Annotated in this window: 14 protein-coding genes; all 14 read left to right on the forward strand. The window is 40.8% G+C overall.

Annotation, left to right across the window (positions count from 1 at the left end):
- Window positions 1-3: 3 nt before the first annotated feature.
- The 14 genes from ACOSV2_RS03200 to ACOSV2_RS03265 all read left to right on the forward strand — a co-directional run bounded on the left by ACOSV2_RS03200 (window position 4) and on the right by ACOSV2_RS03265 (window position 16,610).
- Window positions 4-639: a chemotaxis protein CheC gene (locus ACOSV2_RS03200; RefSeq protein ID WP_428973890.1), complete on the forward strand. Its 636-nt coding sequence runs from the start codon at window positions 4-6 to the stop codon at window positions 637-639.
- Complete coding sequence (locus ACOSV2_RS03205) at window positions 636-1,133, forward strand: chemotaxis protein CheD (protein WP_428973891.1); 498 nt, start codon at window positions 636-638, stop codon at window positions 1,131-1,133. The genes ACOSV2_RS03200 and ACOSV2_RS03205 overlap by 4 nt, the downstream gene beginning before the upstream one ends.
- Before the next feature lie 115 nt (window positions 1,134-1,248).
- On the forward strand, window positions 1,249-2,007 hold the full coding sequence (locus tag ACOSV2_RS03210; RefSeq protein WP_397551690.1) for a FliA/WhiG family RNA polymerase sigma factor: 759 nt from the start codon (window positions 1,249-1,251) through the stop codon (window positions 2,005-2,007).
- Between the two features lie 140 nt (window positions 2,008-2,147).
- Window positions 2,148-2,672 carry a DUF6115 domain-containing protein gene (locus ACOSV2_RS03215; protein ID WP_428973892.1) on the forward strand — a complete coding sequence of 175 codons (525 nt, stop codon included), beginning with the start codon at window positions 2,148-2,150 and terminating at the stop codon, window positions 2,670-2,672.
- Between the two features lie 158 nt (window positions 2,673-2,830).
- Window positions 2,831-3,538 carry a 30S ribosomal protein S2 gene (gene rpsB, locus ACOSV2_RS03220; RefSeq protein WP_034760179.1) on the forward strand — a complete coding sequence of 236 codons (708 nt, stop codon included), beginning with the start codon at window positions 2,831-2,833 and terminating at the stop codon, window positions 3,536-3,538.
- Between the two features lie 151 nt (window positions 3,539-3,689).
- Entirely contained in the window at window positions 3,690-4,571 is an 882-nt protein-coding gene (gene tsf / locus ACOSV2_RS03225) for a translation elongation factor Ts (protein ID WP_428973893.1), read from the forward strand.
- 82 nt (window positions 4,572-4,653) lie between these two features.
- The gene (gene pyrH / locus ACOSV2_RS03230; protein ID WP_113968196.1) at window positions 4,654-5,379 is read left to right on the forward strand and encodes a UMP kinase; all 726 of its coding nucleotides are present in this window, start codon (window positions 4,654-4,656) and stop codon (window positions 5,377-5,379) included.
- Window positions 5,379-5,936, forward strand: a complete 558-nt coding sequence (frr, locus tag ACOSV2_RS03235; RefSeq protein ID WP_397551687.1) for a ribosome recycling factor — start codon at window positions 5,379-5,381, stop codon at window positions 5,934-5,936. The genes pyrH and frr overlap by 1 nt, the downstream gene beginning before the upstream one ends.
- A 279-nt stretch (window positions 5,937-6,215) precedes the next feature.
- A complete protein-coding gene (locus ACOSV2_RS03240) occupies window positions 6,216-7,007 on the forward strand; it encodes an isoprenyl transferase (RefSeq protein WP_113968194.1) in 792 nt (263 codons plus the stop codon).
- A complete protein-coding gene (locus ACOSV2_RS03245) occupies window positions 7,007-7,792 on the forward strand; it encodes a phosphatidate cytidylyltransferase (RefSeq protein WP_113968193.1) in 786 nt (261 codons plus the stop codon). The genes ACOSV2_RS03240 and ACOSV2_RS03245 overlap by 1 nt, the downstream gene beginning before the upstream one ends.
- A 34-nt stretch (window positions 7,793-7,826) precedes the next feature.
- The gene (dxr, locus tag ACOSV2_RS03250) at window positions 7,827-8,966 is read left to right on the forward strand and encodes a 1-deoxy-D-xylulose-5-phosphate reductoisomerase (protein ID WP_428974275.1); all 1,140 of its coding nucleotides are present in this window, start codon (window positions 7,827-7,829) and stop codon (window positions 8,964-8,966) included.
- Window positions 8,967-9,083: 117 nt separating this feature from the next.
- Entirely contained in the window at window positions 9,084-10,340 is a 1,257-nt protein-coding gene (gene rseP, locus ACOSV2_RS03255; protein WP_397551684.1) for an RIP metalloprotease RseP, read from the forward strand.
- A 147-nt stretch (window positions 10,341-10,487) separates the two neighbouring features.
- Window positions 10,488-12,197 carry a proline--tRNA ligase gene (locus ACOSV2_RS03260; protein WP_428973894.1) on the forward strand — a complete coding sequence of 570 codons (1,710 nt, stop codon included), beginning with the start codon at window positions 10,488-10,490 and terminating at the stop codon, window positions 12,195-12,197.
- A 93-nt stretch (window positions 12,198-12,290) separates the two neighbouring features.
- The gene (locus ACOSV2_RS03265; protein ID WP_428973895.1) at window positions 12,291-16,610 is read left to right on the forward strand and encodes a PolC-type DNA polymerase III; all 4,320 of its coding nucleotides are present in this window, start codon (window positions 12,291-12,293) and stop codon (window positions 16,608-16,610) included.
- Window positions 16,611-16,634: the final 24 nt, after the last annotated feature.

The following is a 16,634-nucleotide window of genomic DNA, read 5'->3' on the forward strand; positions in this document are numbered from 1 at the left end:
CGAATGGGTTATGAGAAGAAAATATCGTCAATGCACTTAGATATTTTGAGAGAAATTGGAAATATTGGAGCGGGGCATGCAGCAACTGCCCTCTCTACTCTTCTGGATAAAAAAATTGACATGAAGGTACCTAGTGTCCAGGTTGTTACATTCGATGAAATGATGGACATGGCAGGAGGACCGGATAATGTTGTCGTAAGTGTGTTCTTAAGAATTGAAGGGGATGCACCGGGAAGTATGTTTTTTTTATTGCCACTTGAACAAGCTTCTACTTATATTCGAACAATGATACAGGATCGCTCGTTTTCCTTTAGTGAACCACCGTATTCAGAATTAGGTTTATCAGCCATGCAAGAGTTGGGGAATATTCTCTCAGGTTCTTATTTGTCTTCCTTATCCGACTTTACGAGACTTAAGCTGTTACCTTCTGTTCCCGCTTTATCTGTAGATATGGCTGGTGCCATTATCGGTTTCGGTTTACTGGAAATTTCTCAGGTAAGTGATTATGCGATTGTCATAGATACAGCCTTAAAAGAAGAAGAATTTGAGGAATCGGAAAGTATCAAAGGTCACTTCTTCCTCTTACCGGATCCCGATTCATTTGAAATCATCTTCCAATCCCTCGGTGTGAAGCTATGATTGAAGTGAACACAGTGGTAAGGGTGGGGATTGCAGATATGAATATCGTTAGTAAGGGAAGTTCAATTCGTACATCGGGATTAGGTTCTTGCATTGGGGTGGTATTATACGATGAGCTTATCAAATTGGCTGGTATGGTCCACGTCATGCTCCCTCATTCATCATTAGGGAAAGAGCCTTCCATGAAATTAGCTAAATATGCAGACACTGGAATAGATGAACTCATCCGACAACTGGGAAAACGGGGTGCGAAAGTTGAAAGACTTAAGTGCAAAATGGCTGGCGGTGCACAAATGTTTCAATTCAAATCAAAAAGCGATGTGATGAGAATTGGCCCAAGGAATGCTGAAGCGGTCAAAGAGGCTCTCTTGAAGCACCGAGTGCCAATTGTTGCAGAGGATTTGGGTGGTAATAAAGGGAGAACCATCGAATTCTTCACGTCGACCGGGATCCTTCATGTTCGCACGGTAAATGAAGGAACAAGAGAATTATGAGTCAATGAAGAGTTTCAAGGAGTAACAGGAAAGATCCACTCGTTTTCTCATACCATGGAGTTCTATACCTTAATGCAAATTTTAAGGAAGAAAATAGTAAGCAAGGAGGATTCATATGTCTCAGCAACCCCCTCGAACAGATGAACAACTATATTGGGAGAAATGGATTAACAGTCGTGATACCCAGGCAGGTGACATGCTAGTAAAGAAATACATGCCCCTTGTGTCGTATCATGTTCAGAGAATTTCCGTTGGGCTGCCAAGAAACGTCTCGAGAGAAGATATAAAGAGTCTTGGGTTGATGGGTTTACTGGATGCACTTCAGAAGTTTGATCCAACAAGAGATCTGAAGTTCGATACATATGCTTCGTTCAGAGTCCGGGGAGCCATCCTCGACGGACTGAGAAAAGAAGACTGGCTACCAAGATCAACAAGAGACAGGGCGAAGAAAATCGAAGCCAAAACAGTAGAGCTGGAACAAATTTTATTACGCCACGTGACCGCAGAGGAAGTGGCAGCCTCATTAGAAATGGCTCCTGAAGAAGTATATCAAACCACCAATGAACATTTCTTTGCCAATGTCCTTTCCATGGATGAGCAACTAACCGATGAAGATCATGACTCTCAAAGCTATTCTATTAAAGATGATAAGACGATCACACCTGAGGAAGAAGTGCTGAAAGGTGAAAGGGTAACAGAGTTAGAGAAAACGATTCTGACGCTTTCTGATAAAGAACAGCTTGTGTTAAGCTTATTTTATAAAGAGGAATTAACTTTGACGGAAATCGGGGAAGTCATGAAACTGTCAACCTCACGAATTTCACAAATACATTCCAAGGCCATTTTTAAACTGCGCAATTTATTAGGCTCTTGAACCAACGCTATTGATTATCGGTGCAGTCAATGAGCACAAACCATAGATATTGATGGACTGTTCCCACGAAATACGTATAATGGAGCAGTCCTTTTATATAATTAGGAAATACTAAAATCAAACTAAGTTAAGGTGATGACATGGTAACATTCCTGCTTTTTATATCTTTTCTTCTTAATATCGTCTCCTTGCTTGCGATCGTCATTTTATACTCAAGGCAAAATCGTTTTCTTAACATGGAAAAAGAACAAAAGAAAATGATCATGGAACTCGAAGAAGTCATTTCTACTTATTTGATAGAAATGAAAGAAGAGAACGAAGAGTTCATTAGGACTTTTAATCAACATGCTAAAAGTCAAACACGTATCACTGACAAAACGGATGATGAAATTGGAAACAGCTCCCCGCTTCAAACCAATCCCAAATGGTCAGGAGCAGGATATAAGCAAGCTTCAAAGGCCTATAAGCAAACGCCAACACCACAAAGAGGAGCTGTCGAAAAAAAGTTGGAAGTGAAACCAACAGTAAAAACCAACGACGATCCCCTTATCCAAGAGGTTCTCTCACTTAAAAAAGAAGGGAAGACCATCGAGGAAATAGCTCAAACTGTCGGAAAAGGGAAAACGGAAATTGAGCTCCTGCTAAAATTCCGTCAAATTATGTAGGAATGTCTTGATTGGTTGGAGTAGGTATGCTATAGTATTCATGGTGTTATTACACACGTTTCTCGATTGAGGTGGATGGTGCTATTCAACCGAATAGTTTCTACTACAAGATGACGGAAACGGAGGAGAAAACAAAAACCATTTAGGAGGAAACACACATGTCAGTAATTTCTATGAAACAATTGCTAGAAGCTGGTGTACATTTCGGACACCAAACTCGCCGTTGGAACCCAAAAATGAAGAGATACATCTTCACTGAGCGTAACGGCATCTACATCATCGACCTTCAAAAAACAGTTAAAAAGGTTGAAGAAGCTTATAACTTCGTGAAAGAATTAGCTGGTAACGGCGGTAAAGTTCTTTTCGTTGGAACAAAAAAACAAGCACAAGAATCTGTTAAAGAAGAAGCAGAACGTGCTGGTATGTACTACATCAACCAACGTTGGTTAGGTGGAACACTTACGAACTTCGAAACGATCCAAAAACGTATTACACGTCTTAAAAACATCGAGAAGATGGAAGAAGACGGAACGTTTGAAGTACTTCCGAAGAAAGAAGTAGTACAACTTAAAAAAGAACATGAACGCTTAGTAAAATTCCTAGGCGGAATCAAAGATATGAACACGCTACCTGATGCATTATTCATCATCGACCCTCGTAAAGAGCGTATCGCTGTAGCTGAAGCACGTAAACTTCATATCCCTATCGTGGGTATCGTTGATACTAACTGTGATCCGGATGAAATCGATGTTGTCATTCCTGCGAATGACGATGCAATCCGTGCGGTTAAGCTTCTTACAGGTAAAATGGCTGACGCTATTTTAGAAGCTAAGCAAGGTGAAGAAGCAGCTGTAGCAGCTGAGTAATCAATGAAAGGTGATAAGAGGGCTTACCCTTATCACCTTTTTTTAAAGAGTATTCACATCTACTGTACTCTACTATAGAGGCAGTACATTTTATGACTTTCGCCAAACGGTGATAAAAGTCTACATAGTCAAACTAAGGAGGAAACCCACTATGGCAATTACTGCACAAATGGTTAAAGAACTTCGTGAAAAAACTGGCGCAGGAATGATGGATTGTAAAAAAGCGTTAACAGAAACTGACGGAGATATGGACAAAGCAATTGACTTCCTACGTGAAAAAGGAATTGCGAAAGCAGCTAAGAAAGCTGATCGTATTGCAGCAGAAGGTACTACTTACATTGCAAGCGAAGGGAATACTGCTATCATTTTCGAAGTGAATGCAGAAACTGATTTCGTTGCGAAAAACGAAAACTTCCAAAGCCTTGTTAAAGAACTAGCTGATCACTTACTAGCTAACAAGCCGGCTTCTGTTGAAGATGCTCTAGATCAAAAAATGGCAAATGGTTCAACTGTAAGTGAATTCATCAATGCCGCTATCGCTAAAATCGGAGAAAAAATCACTCTGCGTCGTTTTGAAATCCGTACTAAAGGTGATAACGCTGCATTCGGTGAATACCTACACATGGGTGGCCGTATTGCTGTTCTGACTGTAGTAGAAGGTACGACTGATGCTAATGTAGCGAAAGATGTTGCTATGCATGCTGCAGCATTAAATCCTAAGTATGTATCCCGTGATCAGGTTTCTGCTGAAGAAGTAGACCGTGAGCGTGAAGTACTTAAGCAACAAGCATTAAATGAAGGAAAGCCTGAAAACATCGTAGAAAAAATGGTTGAAGGCCGCCTTGGGAAATACTTCGAAGATATCTGTATCCTGGATCAGACATTCGTTAAGAATCCAGATCAAAAGGTACGTCAATACCTTGAAGCGAATAAAGCTACTTTAACTGATTTCATCCGTTACGAAGTAGGGGAAGGTCTTGAAAAACGTCAAGACAACTTTGCTGAAGAGGTAATGAGTCAAGTTAAGAAATAATAAAAGCTAAACAATTCTTAGTAGGGAACACTTAGCGTGTTCCCTATTTTTCAAGAAAAATTCTATTTTTATGGAGGTTCCCATGAGCGTTCCAAAATACAAACGTGTCGTTCTGAAACTTAGTGGAGAAGCATTAGCAGGTGATGATGGCTTCGGAATAAACCCTTCTGTCATTAAAAATGTAGCAGAAGAAGTAAAAGAAATTGCTGAACTTGATGTTGAAGTTGCAGTTGTTGTTGGCGGAGGTAATATCTGGCGTGGTAAGATAGGTAGTGAGATGGGAATGGATCGTGCATCTGCTGATTATATGGGGATGCTGGCTACCGTTATGAATTCTTTGGCTCTACAAGACAGCCTTGAGCAAATTGGCATCGAAACCAGAGTTCAAACTTCAATTGATATGCGTCAAGTGGCAGAGCCATATATCAGACGCAGAGCCATCCGTCACTTAGAGAAGAAACGTGTTGTGATTTTTGCAGCAGGTACCGGAAATCCTTACTTCTCAACTGACACTACTGCGGCACTTCGAGCAGCTGAAATCGAAGCAGAGGTCATCCTGATGGCTAAGAACAACGTAGATGGTGTATATTCAGCAGATCCTAAGAAGGACGAGACGGCTGTTAAATATGAAGAACTTTCCTATTTAGATGTTCTGAAAGAAGGTTTGGCTGTAATGGATTCAACAGCTTCTTCTCTTTGTATGGACAATGATATTCCGCTTATTGTATTCTCTATTATGGAGGATGGGAATATTAAGAGAGCCATCACAGGTGAGAATATAGGTACAATCGTTAGGGGGAGAGAATAATGCCAAATACGATCATAACAAACGCAAAAGAAAGAATGACAAAAGCTATTCAAACATTTTCTCGTGAGTTAGCAAGCATCCGTGCAGGAAGAGCAAACGCATCTCTACTTGATAAGATTACCGTTGATTACTATGGTGCACCCACACCTGTTAACCAATTAGCAGGTATTTCAATTCCGGAGGCTCGTATGTTAGTCATCCAGCCTTATGATAAATCAGCTTTAGGTGATATTGAAAAGGCGATATTGAAATCAGACTTGGGAATTACACCTACAAGTGACGGGAACATTATCCGGATCGTTGTTCCAGCATTGACGGAAGAACGTCGTAAAGAACTTGTGAAGCTTGTGAAAAGAGAAGCTGAAGATGCAAAAGTGGCGATCCGCAATATTCGTCGTGATGCAAATGATGATCTTAAGAAGAAAGAGAAAAGCGGGGACATTACAGAAGATGACCTTCGTGGATATTCTGATGATGTTCAGAAAGCAACAGATGAAAGCATTGTCAAGATTGATGCTATTGCAAAAGATAAAGAACAAGAAATGTTAGAAGTATAATTAATCATATTCTAATCCTAAGGGGCTGACCTATAAGTGAACTCATATTCCTTATGGGCCGGTCCCTTTGTTTTATGCTTGTTTAGAGTGTTTATGATGATAGCCGGCTTCTCCATTTCTCTGATTGCATGATTTTATCGTTTTGAGAGAAGACATCGTTTAACGTTCAAAATACATATATGAAAGTACATAATCTATTTTCTTGAAGATATCTTCCTTGTTTTTTGATATGATAGTAAAGGTAAATATTATTTTTTGGATTGTTGGTGGAGGATTTTTATGCTAAACAAGCTTAAGCAATGGAAAAGACAGCAAACTTCCGAAGAAGTGGATGATCGATTTCAAGAATTAGTCAAACACCCGATTCCGGGTCATATAGCTATAATTATGGATGGTAATGGACGGTGGGCAAAAAAAAGAGCCTTGCCAAGAGTCGCTGGACATCATGAAGGTATGAAATGTGTCAGAAGAATAACCAAATTGGCAAACGAATTAGGTGTAGAAGCTTTAACTCTATATGCTTTCTCAACTGAGAATTGGAAACGTCCAAAAATGGAAGTTGAGTTTCTTATGAAGTTGCCAGAAGAATTTCTAGGAACCTTTTTACCTGAACTAGTAGAAGAGAACGTTCAGGTGAAAATGATGGGTTCTCCTGATGCCTTGCCGACCCACACTAAGAGAGCCGTCACTAAGGCGATGGAAGCGACGGAGAATAATGACGGTCTGATATTAAACTTTGCTTTAAATTATGGCAGCCGCTCAGAAATTATTGATTCAATGAAGCATGTCTTAAAAGATGTTCAGAATGGAATACTAGATGAGAACGAATTGAATGAAGAAGTGTTTTCAAGTTACTTGATGACGAAAGATTTAAAAGATCCAGACCTGCTTATTCGAACGAGTGGAGAAATCCGCTTAAGTAACTTTATGCTTTGGCAATTAGCTTATACAGAGTTCTTTTTTACAGACGTACTGTGGCCGGATTTTGGCAAAGAACATTTAATAGAAGCAATTGAAGCATATCAAGGTCGTTCAAGAAGATTTGGTGGGTTACAAAGCGAGGAATCCTAATGAAACAAAGAATTATTACAGCAGTGATAGCTGCAGCGATATTTTTGCCAATCATCATTTTTGGTGAAACACCATTTATTATTTTAATGTATCTTATTGCTTCCATCAGTTTATACGAAGCATTAAAGATGAGAGGGCAATGGATTTTTACCATTCCCGGGTTATTATCTTTGGCCCTTTTGTGGGTATTTTTGATCCCAACCGATGCTATCGGGATCTTAGCAGACTTTGGCTATTCCAAGATCGAAATGGCTTTTCTTGCCGTGCTGCTCTTCTTAACCTATACAGTAGCAACTAAGAATCGTTATACATTCGATGATGTGTCATTTGCTCTGTTAAGCATTTTATATGTAGGAATTGGTTTCTATTACTTCATGGAGATCCGTTTGGATGAAGGAGTACAGTTTGTTTTCTACGCTTTATTTATCATATGGGCAACAGACTCAGGAGCTTATTTCATCGGAAAAGCAATGGGTAAAAAGAAGCTATGGCCACAAATCAGTCCGAACAAAACCATCGAAGGTTTTGTTGGCGGGATAATCTGTGCCATCGTAGTTGGAGTTATCATGACGTTTTTCACAGACCTTGATATGTCCATTCCTAAACTTATGATCGTGACTGCTATTCTATCTGTCTTTGGTCAAGTTGGAGACCTGGTCGAATCAGCTTTGAAAAGACATTACAAAGTAAAAGATTCCGGGCACTTATTACCTGGACATGGGGGAATGTTGGATCGTTTTGATAGTTTATTATTTGTGTTTCCCCTTCTTCACTTTCTTTTATAAAGGTAGAAGGTTTTTAGCGGGAGGAGTGTAGTTGTTGAAAAAGATTAGCTTATTGGGAGCTACCGGTTCTATAGGGACACAAACCCTTGATATAATCCGTGAGAATCCTGAGGAATTCAAACTGACAGCTATGTCTGTTGGCAGAAATATAGAAGAAGCCAGAAAAATGATTCTTGAATTCAGTCCTCAATTGATTTCTGTTCAACGAAAAGAGGATGCTGAATTACTAAAGAAAGAATTGTCTTCCGTAAAGGTTCTATATGGGGAAGAAGGCTTGGTGGAAGTTGCTTGCCATCAGGATGCGGACGTACTCGTTAACGCAGTGCTGGGAAGCGTGGGGCTTCACCCCACATTACAAGCCATCGAGGCAGGGAAAATGATTGCGATTGCCAATAAGGAAACGCTTGTAACGGCTGGGCATCTGGTGATGGAGGCTGCCCGGAAAAAGAATACTACTTTACTGCCGGTTGATAGTGAGCATTCTGCCATATTCCAAGCGCTGCAGGGAGAACAAGAAAAGAATATTGAAAAACTGATCATTACAGCATCCGGAGGCAGCTTCAGGGACCGGTCAAGAGAAGATTTAGTGGGTGTCACAGTAACAGAAGCCTTGAATCATCCTAACTGGTCAATGGGAGCAAAGATTACCATCGACTCTGCTTCAATGATGAACAAAGGGTTAGAGGTCATCGAAGCACATTGGTTATTTGATATTCCTTATGACCAAATTGAGGTGGTGCAGCATAGAGAGAGCATCATCCACTCCATGATTCAATTCCATGATTCATCTGTGATGGCTCAATTAGGTACTCCTGATATGCGTGTTCCGATTCAATATGCTTTAACCTATCCGGACAGACTTATTAGACCAGGTAAGAGATTGGATTTAGTCGAAATGGGTAAGCTTCATTTCGAAGAGATGGATTTAAATCGTTTCCGCTGTCTTGCTTTTGCCTATGAAGCAGGAAGGATCGGCGGCAGTATGACGACGGTACTTAATGCTGCAAATGAAGCGGCAGTTTCCATGTTCCTGGAAAACAAGATATCTTTCCTGGACATTGAAGCGTATATTGAGAAGGCTATGTCTACTCATCAAGTGATACATAGACCAGATCTTGAAACCATACATGAGATTGATCAACAGACTCGACAACTTGTTTCAAGCTGGTTGTAGAGTACTTGGGCATGTTTACATGTTCTAGAACGTAGTATGATAGTGGACATGTTTCTTACGCTTACTTCAAACATTTAGATCTGTTACCAACAGGTTATAAAAAAGGTGGTTTTTTATTTGCAAACGGTGATTGCCTTTGTTGTTATTTTTGGAGCTTTAGTATTTTTTCATGAGCTTGGACATTTAATTTTCGCGAAGCGTGCAGGCATTTTATGCCGTGAATTCGCAATAGGGTTTGGTCCTAAAGTGTTTTCATACAAAAAGGATGAAACAACCTATACGATTCGCTTATTGCCTCTTGGGGGCTTTGTCCGAATGGCCGGTGAAGATCCGGAAATGGTTGAGCTAAAGGCCGGGCATCGGGTTGGTCTTGTACTCGATCAGGATGAAAAAATAAAAAAAATTGTCTTAAATAACAAAGATCGCTATCCGAACATTCGTGTCATTGAGGTAGAAGAAGCGGATTTGGAGCACAGACTGCATATTCGTGGATACGAAGAAGACGGGGAGGAACTGAAAACCTTTTTGATCTCCAGGGACGCTGTATTCATTGAAGATGGTGTCGAGACACAAATCGCTCCCTGGGATCGACAATTTGCATCTAAGTCACTACCCCAACGGGCGATGGCTATTTTTGCCGGGCCTCTATTTAACTTTATTTTAGCTTTCTTCATTTTCATCCTTGTAGGCTTATTGCAAGGGGTTCCTACGAATGATCCTGTACTTGGAGAACTCACAGAAGATGGAGCGGCAAAAGAAGCCGGCCTTCAGAAAAATGACGTGATCTTAAGTATAGACGGTAAAGAGATTTCGACCTGGGATGATATTGTCACCATCATACAGAAGCACCCAGGGGATGAGCTGCGGTTTAATGTTGATCGTAATGGCTCAAACACAGAGATTCCAGTCACCCCAAAACCTCAAGAAATAGAAGGGGAAGAAATAGGGATCATTGGTGTTCATAGTCCTGTTGAAAAGTCGCCTCTCAAAGTGGTGACCAATAGTGCACAGCAAACGTATGAATGGACCAAAATGATTTTTGTTCTATTAGGAAAGCTTGTGTCCGGTGAGTTCTCGATCGATGCGTTATCAGGACCGGTCGGAATCTATCAGTCAACGGATGTTGTGGCTAAATCAGGTATATTCTACCTGATGAGATGGGCAGCCATCTTAAGTATCAACCTGGGAATTATGAACCTTCTGCCAATTCCTGCCCTTGACGGAGGCAGACTCCTGTTCTTCGCAGTTGAAGCGGTAAGAGGAAAACCGGTGGATCGCCAAATGGAAGGAATGGTCCATTTTGTCGGGTTTGCCCTTCTCATGGTTCTCATGCTCGTTGTTACATGGAACGACATTCAACGATTTTTCTTATAAAATATGATGCATGAATCATGAACAGGCAGTTTCTCCCTCCAGAATCAAAAAATGAGGGTGTCACTGCCTGTTGATTTAAGATAAAATAGTGAAAAGGAAATTCACACATTACATAAATAATATATATGGTAACTGAGGTGCTAATAGATGAAGCAGCGTAATACATTCATCCCTACTTTAAGAGAAACACCAGCTGATGCAGAAATTAAGAGTCATCAGCTTCTCTTGAGGGCAGGATTTATAAGACAAAATGCAAGTGGTATTTATAGTTTTTTGCCATTAGGAAATAAAGTATTAAAAAAAGTGGAAGAGATAGTTCGTGAAGAATTAGATGCAGCAGGTGCTGTTGAAATGCTCATGCCTGCCCTGCAACCTTCCGAGCTTTGGAAAGAATCGGGACGCTGGGGAACGTATGGACCTGAATTAATGAGAATGCATGATCGCCATGATCGTGAATTTGCCCTTGGAGCAACACACGAGGAAGTGATTACAAGTTTAGTAAGGGACGAAATTAAATCCTATAAACGTCTACCCCTCACGATGTATCAAATTCAAACTAAATACCGTGATGAAAAGCGTCCACGTTTTGGACTCCTTAGAGGAAGGGAATTCATTATGAAGGATGCCTATTCATTCCATTCTTCTTCTGAAAGCCTGGACGAAACATACAATGCATTATTTGAGGCGTATTCAAATATATTCAACCGATGCGGGCTCAATTTCAGAGCAGTTATCGCTGACTCTGGAGCAATGGGTGGTAAGGATACACATGAATTCATGGTGTTATCTGAGGTCGGCGAAGATACGATTGCATACTCCGATCATTCCGGTTATGCAGCGAATATCGAAATGGCTGAAGTAGTGGATTCCTATACTCAATCGTCTGAAGATATGCTTGAATTAGAAAAGGTATCAACACCAGAGAGTAAATCGATAGAAGAAGTTTCCTCTTTTCTATCTATCGAGAAAGCTCAATGTGTGAAGTCGCTACTATTTAAGGTAGATGATGATTATGTACTGGTATTATCCCGAGGTGATCACGATATTAACGATATCAAAGTGAAGAACCTTCTAAATGCAAGTGTAGTTGAATTGGCATCAGCCGAAGAAACGAAAGAGATCATCGGATGTGAAATCGGATCAATTGGCCCTTGTTCATTAGATAAAGACGTGAAAATCATTGCTGATCAAGCAGTTAAATACATTCGAAATGGTGTATCAGGAGCAAACGAAGCAGGCTACCATTTCACAAATGTGAACCCTGAACGTGATTTTGAGGTTTCTCAATACGCAGATCTACGCTTCATTCAAGAAGGTGACCCTTCTCCTGACGGAAATGGTACGATAGTTTTCGCAAAAGGAATTGAAGTCGGACATGTATTCAAACTGGGGACAAGATATTCAGACGCATTAGGCAGCTCATTCTTGGATGAAAATGGCCGATCTCAGTCGATTATCATGGGTTGTTACGGAATAGGTGTCTCTCGTACCCTTGCAGCAGTTGCAGAGCAATTTAATGATGACAATGGTCTGGTTTGGCCGACGAATCTTTCACCATATGACCTTCATTTAATTCCGATTAATATGAAGGATGAATCACAGGCTATACTTGCTAACGAACTATATGACACATTTATAGAAAATCGTTATGATGTATTAATGGATGATCGGGCTGAGCGTCCAGGCGTTAAATTCGCTGACTCTGATCTGATTGGACTTCCGATTCGTATAACGGTCGGAAAGAAAGCAGGGGAAGGCATCGTTGAAGTGAAAGTAAGAAGAACAGGTGAGATGCTGGAAGTTCATAAGGACGAGCTTCTACCAAAACTGCAAGAATTATACAAGACTCTTTCTTAAAAAGAAAAGGGCTCGACTTTAAAGGAGGCAATCCTTAGCTGTCAGCCCTTTTTCTACTGTAAATAACACGATTAGAAATGGGGGAGAAGGATCATGGAAGAAAAGCCCCTGGGCAAAAGAGAGAGGTTTCAGCTGTTGCTAAAGCAATTAGGGTTAACAGAGGATGCCTTTGTAAAATACTTTCCAAACGCTGAAATTGAAAAATTAGCGGTGTTTCGCAAGGAGAAGAAATGGCATTTTTACTTTACATTCGAGGAAATCATTCCTTGTAACGTGTGGAGTAAATTTTCAATCGCACTGCAAACATCCTTTAAACATATTGCAAACGTAGGATTTACGGTAAAAGTGGTGAATACCCAGATATCAGATCAGCAGATTCTAGACTATTGGCAGGAGTGTGTGAAAGAAATTCAAGGTATATCGCCGCCATTATTAAAATTATTAAATACTCAAAAGCCGAAAATCAATGGAAATAAAATTATTGTGGTTGCTTCCAATGATACAGAAGCAACACAGTTAAAAAGAAAATACGGTGAAATGATCACCTCTACTTTCGAGAACTTTGGCTTTCCTAAACTAGTATTGGATGCAGAGGTAAGTCAAGTAGAGGAACAAAGCAATGAGTATGAGAAATTTTTAGAAGAAAAGCTTAAAGAAGATCAAGAGAGAGCCAAACAAGCCCTTATTGAAATGGAAAAGGCTGAAAAAGAGGAAGCAAGTGGTGCACCCAGCGGTCCATTCATGCTTGGTCTTACGATTAAAGACGATGCTGACTTCCGGAAGATTGAAGAGATTTATGACGAAGAACGACGGATTGCGATTGAAGGATATGTTTTCGATTGTGAAACACGTGAATTACGTAGCGGTCGTACTTTATTAACATTTAAAGTTACAGACTACTCAAGTTCGATCCTGGTCAAAATGTTCTCGAGGGACAAAGAGGACGCTGCTATCATGAACAATATGAAAAAAGGTATGTGGGTCCGCTGTCGTGGAAGCATTCAAAATGATACATTCGTGCGTGACCTGGTGATGATCGCCAACGATGTGAATGAAATCAAACCGGTTCTGAGGTTGGATACTGCTCCCGCTGATGAAAAAAGGGTGGAGCTTCACATGCATACTCCAATGAGTCAGATGGACGCCGTTTCTTCAGTGGCAAGCCTTGTTGGCCAAGCAAAAAAATGGGGGCATAAAGCGGTTGCGATAACGGATCATGCCGTTGCACAATCCTTCCCGGAAGCATATAGCGCAAGCAAGAAGAACGATATTAAACTTCTCTATGGTGTGGAAGCCAATCTTGTTGATGATGGGGTTCCAATTGCCTATAACGACCGGGATCTTCCTTTAGAAGATAGTACTTATATTGTCTTTGATGTTGAAACAACCGGACTTTCGGCCGTTTACGACACCATCATTGAACTCGCTGCGGTGAAAATCAAAGATGGTGAGGTCATCGATAAATTTGAATCGTTTGCCAATCCTCATCATCCTTTATCCGCTACAACCATTGAATTAACGGGTATTACTGATGATATGGTGCAAACGGCACCTGAAATAAACGATGTTCTTCACGACTATCATAAATGGGCAGGAGAAGATATATTAGTTGCACATAATGCTTCCTTTGATATGGGTTTCTTAAATGCAGGGTATCAAAAAGCAGGACTGCCTAAAGCGACTAATCCTGTCATCGATACGCTGGAGCTTGCCAGACTACTGTATCCTCAATTCAAGAATCATCGTTTAAATACGTTAGCCAAGAAATTTGATATTGAACTGACCCAGCATCACCGAGCGATCTATGATGCGGAAACAACTGGATATTTGTTATTGAAAATGCTGAAGGATGCCGTTGAAAAAGGAATCACCAATCATAATCAATTCAATGATTACATGGGGAAAGGTGATGCATACAAACGGTCAAGACCCTATCACTGCACGCTGATTGCCCAAACGGAAGAAGGTTTAAAGAACCTTTATAAACTAGTATCCATTTCTCACATGAATTATTTTTTCCGTGTTCCGCGAATTCCCCGCTCCCAGCTTCAAAAGTATCGAACGGGAATTCTAGTAGGTTCAGGCTGTGACAAAGGCGAAGTGTTTGAAGGGATGATGCAGAAAGGGAAAGAAGAAGTTGAGGAAAAGGCTCAATTTTATGATTACCTGGAAGTTCATCCAAAAGAAGTCTATCAACATTTAATCGAGTTGGATTTGGTTCAAAGTCAGAAAAACCTTGAAGATATCATAAAAAACATTGTGGATCTTGGTAAGAAATTGGATATACCGGTAGTGGCTACCGGTAACGTGCATTACTTAAATGAAAACGACAAGATTTACCGAAAGATTCTCGTTGGCTCTCAAGGCGGGGCGAATCCGTTGAACCGACACGAACTTCCTGATGTTCATTTTAGAACAACGAATGAAATGCAGGATGCATTCTCTTTCTTAGGGAAAGAAACAGCGAAGGAAATTGTTGTGGATAACTCCAACAAAATAGCCGATCTTGTAGATGTCATTAAACCAATCAGAGATGATCTATATACGCCTAAAATTGAAGGCGCTGATGAAGAGATGCGTCGCATGAGTTATGCCATGGCGAAAAGCATTTACGGAGAGAACCTTCCTGAAATTGTAGAAGCAAGGCTCGAAAAGGAATTAAAGAGTATTATCGGGCATGGGTTCGCAGTCATCTATTTAATTTCACATAAACTCGTGAAAAAGTCATTGGATGATGGTTACCTGGTAGGATCCCGGGGATCAGTAGGGTCTTCTTTTGTTGCAACAATGACAGAAATAACGGAAGTGAATCCTTTATCCCCCCACTATGTATGTCCATCTTGTAAGAAATCCGAGTTCTTTGATGATGGATCGGTAGGATCCGGGTTTGATTTGCCCAATAAAGATTGTCCTGATTGTGGAATTCCATACAAGAAGGATGGTCATGATATTCCGTTTGAAACATTCCTTGGATTCAAAGGAGACAAAGTTCCTGATATCGATTTGAACTTCTCGGGTGAATATCAGCCTAACGCCCATAACTATACGAAGGTTCTGTTCGGTGAAGATAATGTATATCGGGCAGGTACAATCGGTACTGTGGCGGAAAAGACCGCCTACGGGTATGTAAAAGGATACGCCAATGATCATCAGCTGCAAATCCGCGGAGCAGAAATCGATCGATTGGTAAGTGGATGTACCGGAGTGAAAAGAACTACCGGACAGCATCCTGGAGGGATCATCGTAGTACCTGATTATATGGATATCTACGATTTCTCACCCATTCAATTTCCTGCTGATGATTCAAGCTCGGAATGGAAAACAACACACTTTGATTTCCATTCCATTCATGATAATCTTTTGAAGCTTGATATTCTTGGTCATGATGATCCAACCGTTATTCGTATGCTTCAGGATTTATCAGGTGTCGATCCGAAGACGATTCCGACAGATGACCCTGAAGTGATGAAAATCTTCAGTGGAACGGAACCGCTCGGAGTGACGGCGGAACAAATCATGTGTAAGACCGGTACACTCGGAATCCCGGAATTCGGTACACGATTTGTTCGTCAAATGCTTGAGGATACAAAACCGACGACATTTTCAGAGCTTGTTCAAATTTCAGGCCTTTCACATGGTACTGATGTATGGCTTGGCAATGCACAAGAGCTTATTCATAATAACATTTGTAATCTGAGCGAAGTAATCGGTTGTCGTGATGATATTATGGTTTATCTCATCTATCAAGGACTCGAGCCTTCACTTGCCTTTAAAATCATGGAATTTGTACGTAAAGGGAAGGGACTGCAGGATGAATGGGTAGAAGAGATGAAAAAGAATGGGGTACCGGATTGGTATATTGATTCTTGTCTGAAGATCAAATACATGTTCCCGAAAGCCCATGCTGCTGCCTATGTATTAATGGCTGTTCGTATTGCTTACTTTAAAGTGCATCATGCTCTTCTTTACTATGCAGCTTACTTCACCGTTCGTGCAGAGGATTTCGATATTGAAGCAATGGTGAGGGGATCTCAGGCAGTCAGGGCTAAGATAGAAGAAATCAACAGCAAAGGCCTGGATGCATCTCCGAAAGAAAAGAACACGTTAACGGTACTGGAGTTGGCCCTTGAAATGTGTGAGCGGGGTTACAAGTTTCAAAAGGTAGATCTGTATCGTTCACACGCCGCTGAATTTGTGATTGATGGAGATTCATTGATTCCACCGTTCAATTCGATTCCCGGCCTTGGGACGAATGCGGCCATCAATATTGTGAATGCAAGACAGAATGGGGAGTTTCTCTCTAAAGAAGATCTTCAACAAAGAGGTCGCGTCTCCAAGACAATCATTGAGTACCTGGACAATCACGGCTGCTTGGAAGCCTTGCCGGATAAGAACCAATTATCCCTGTTCTAAGCTGATACCATGGGAATTGTTTGC

This window comes from Rossellomorea sp. DUT-2 (genome assembly GCF_052665285.1).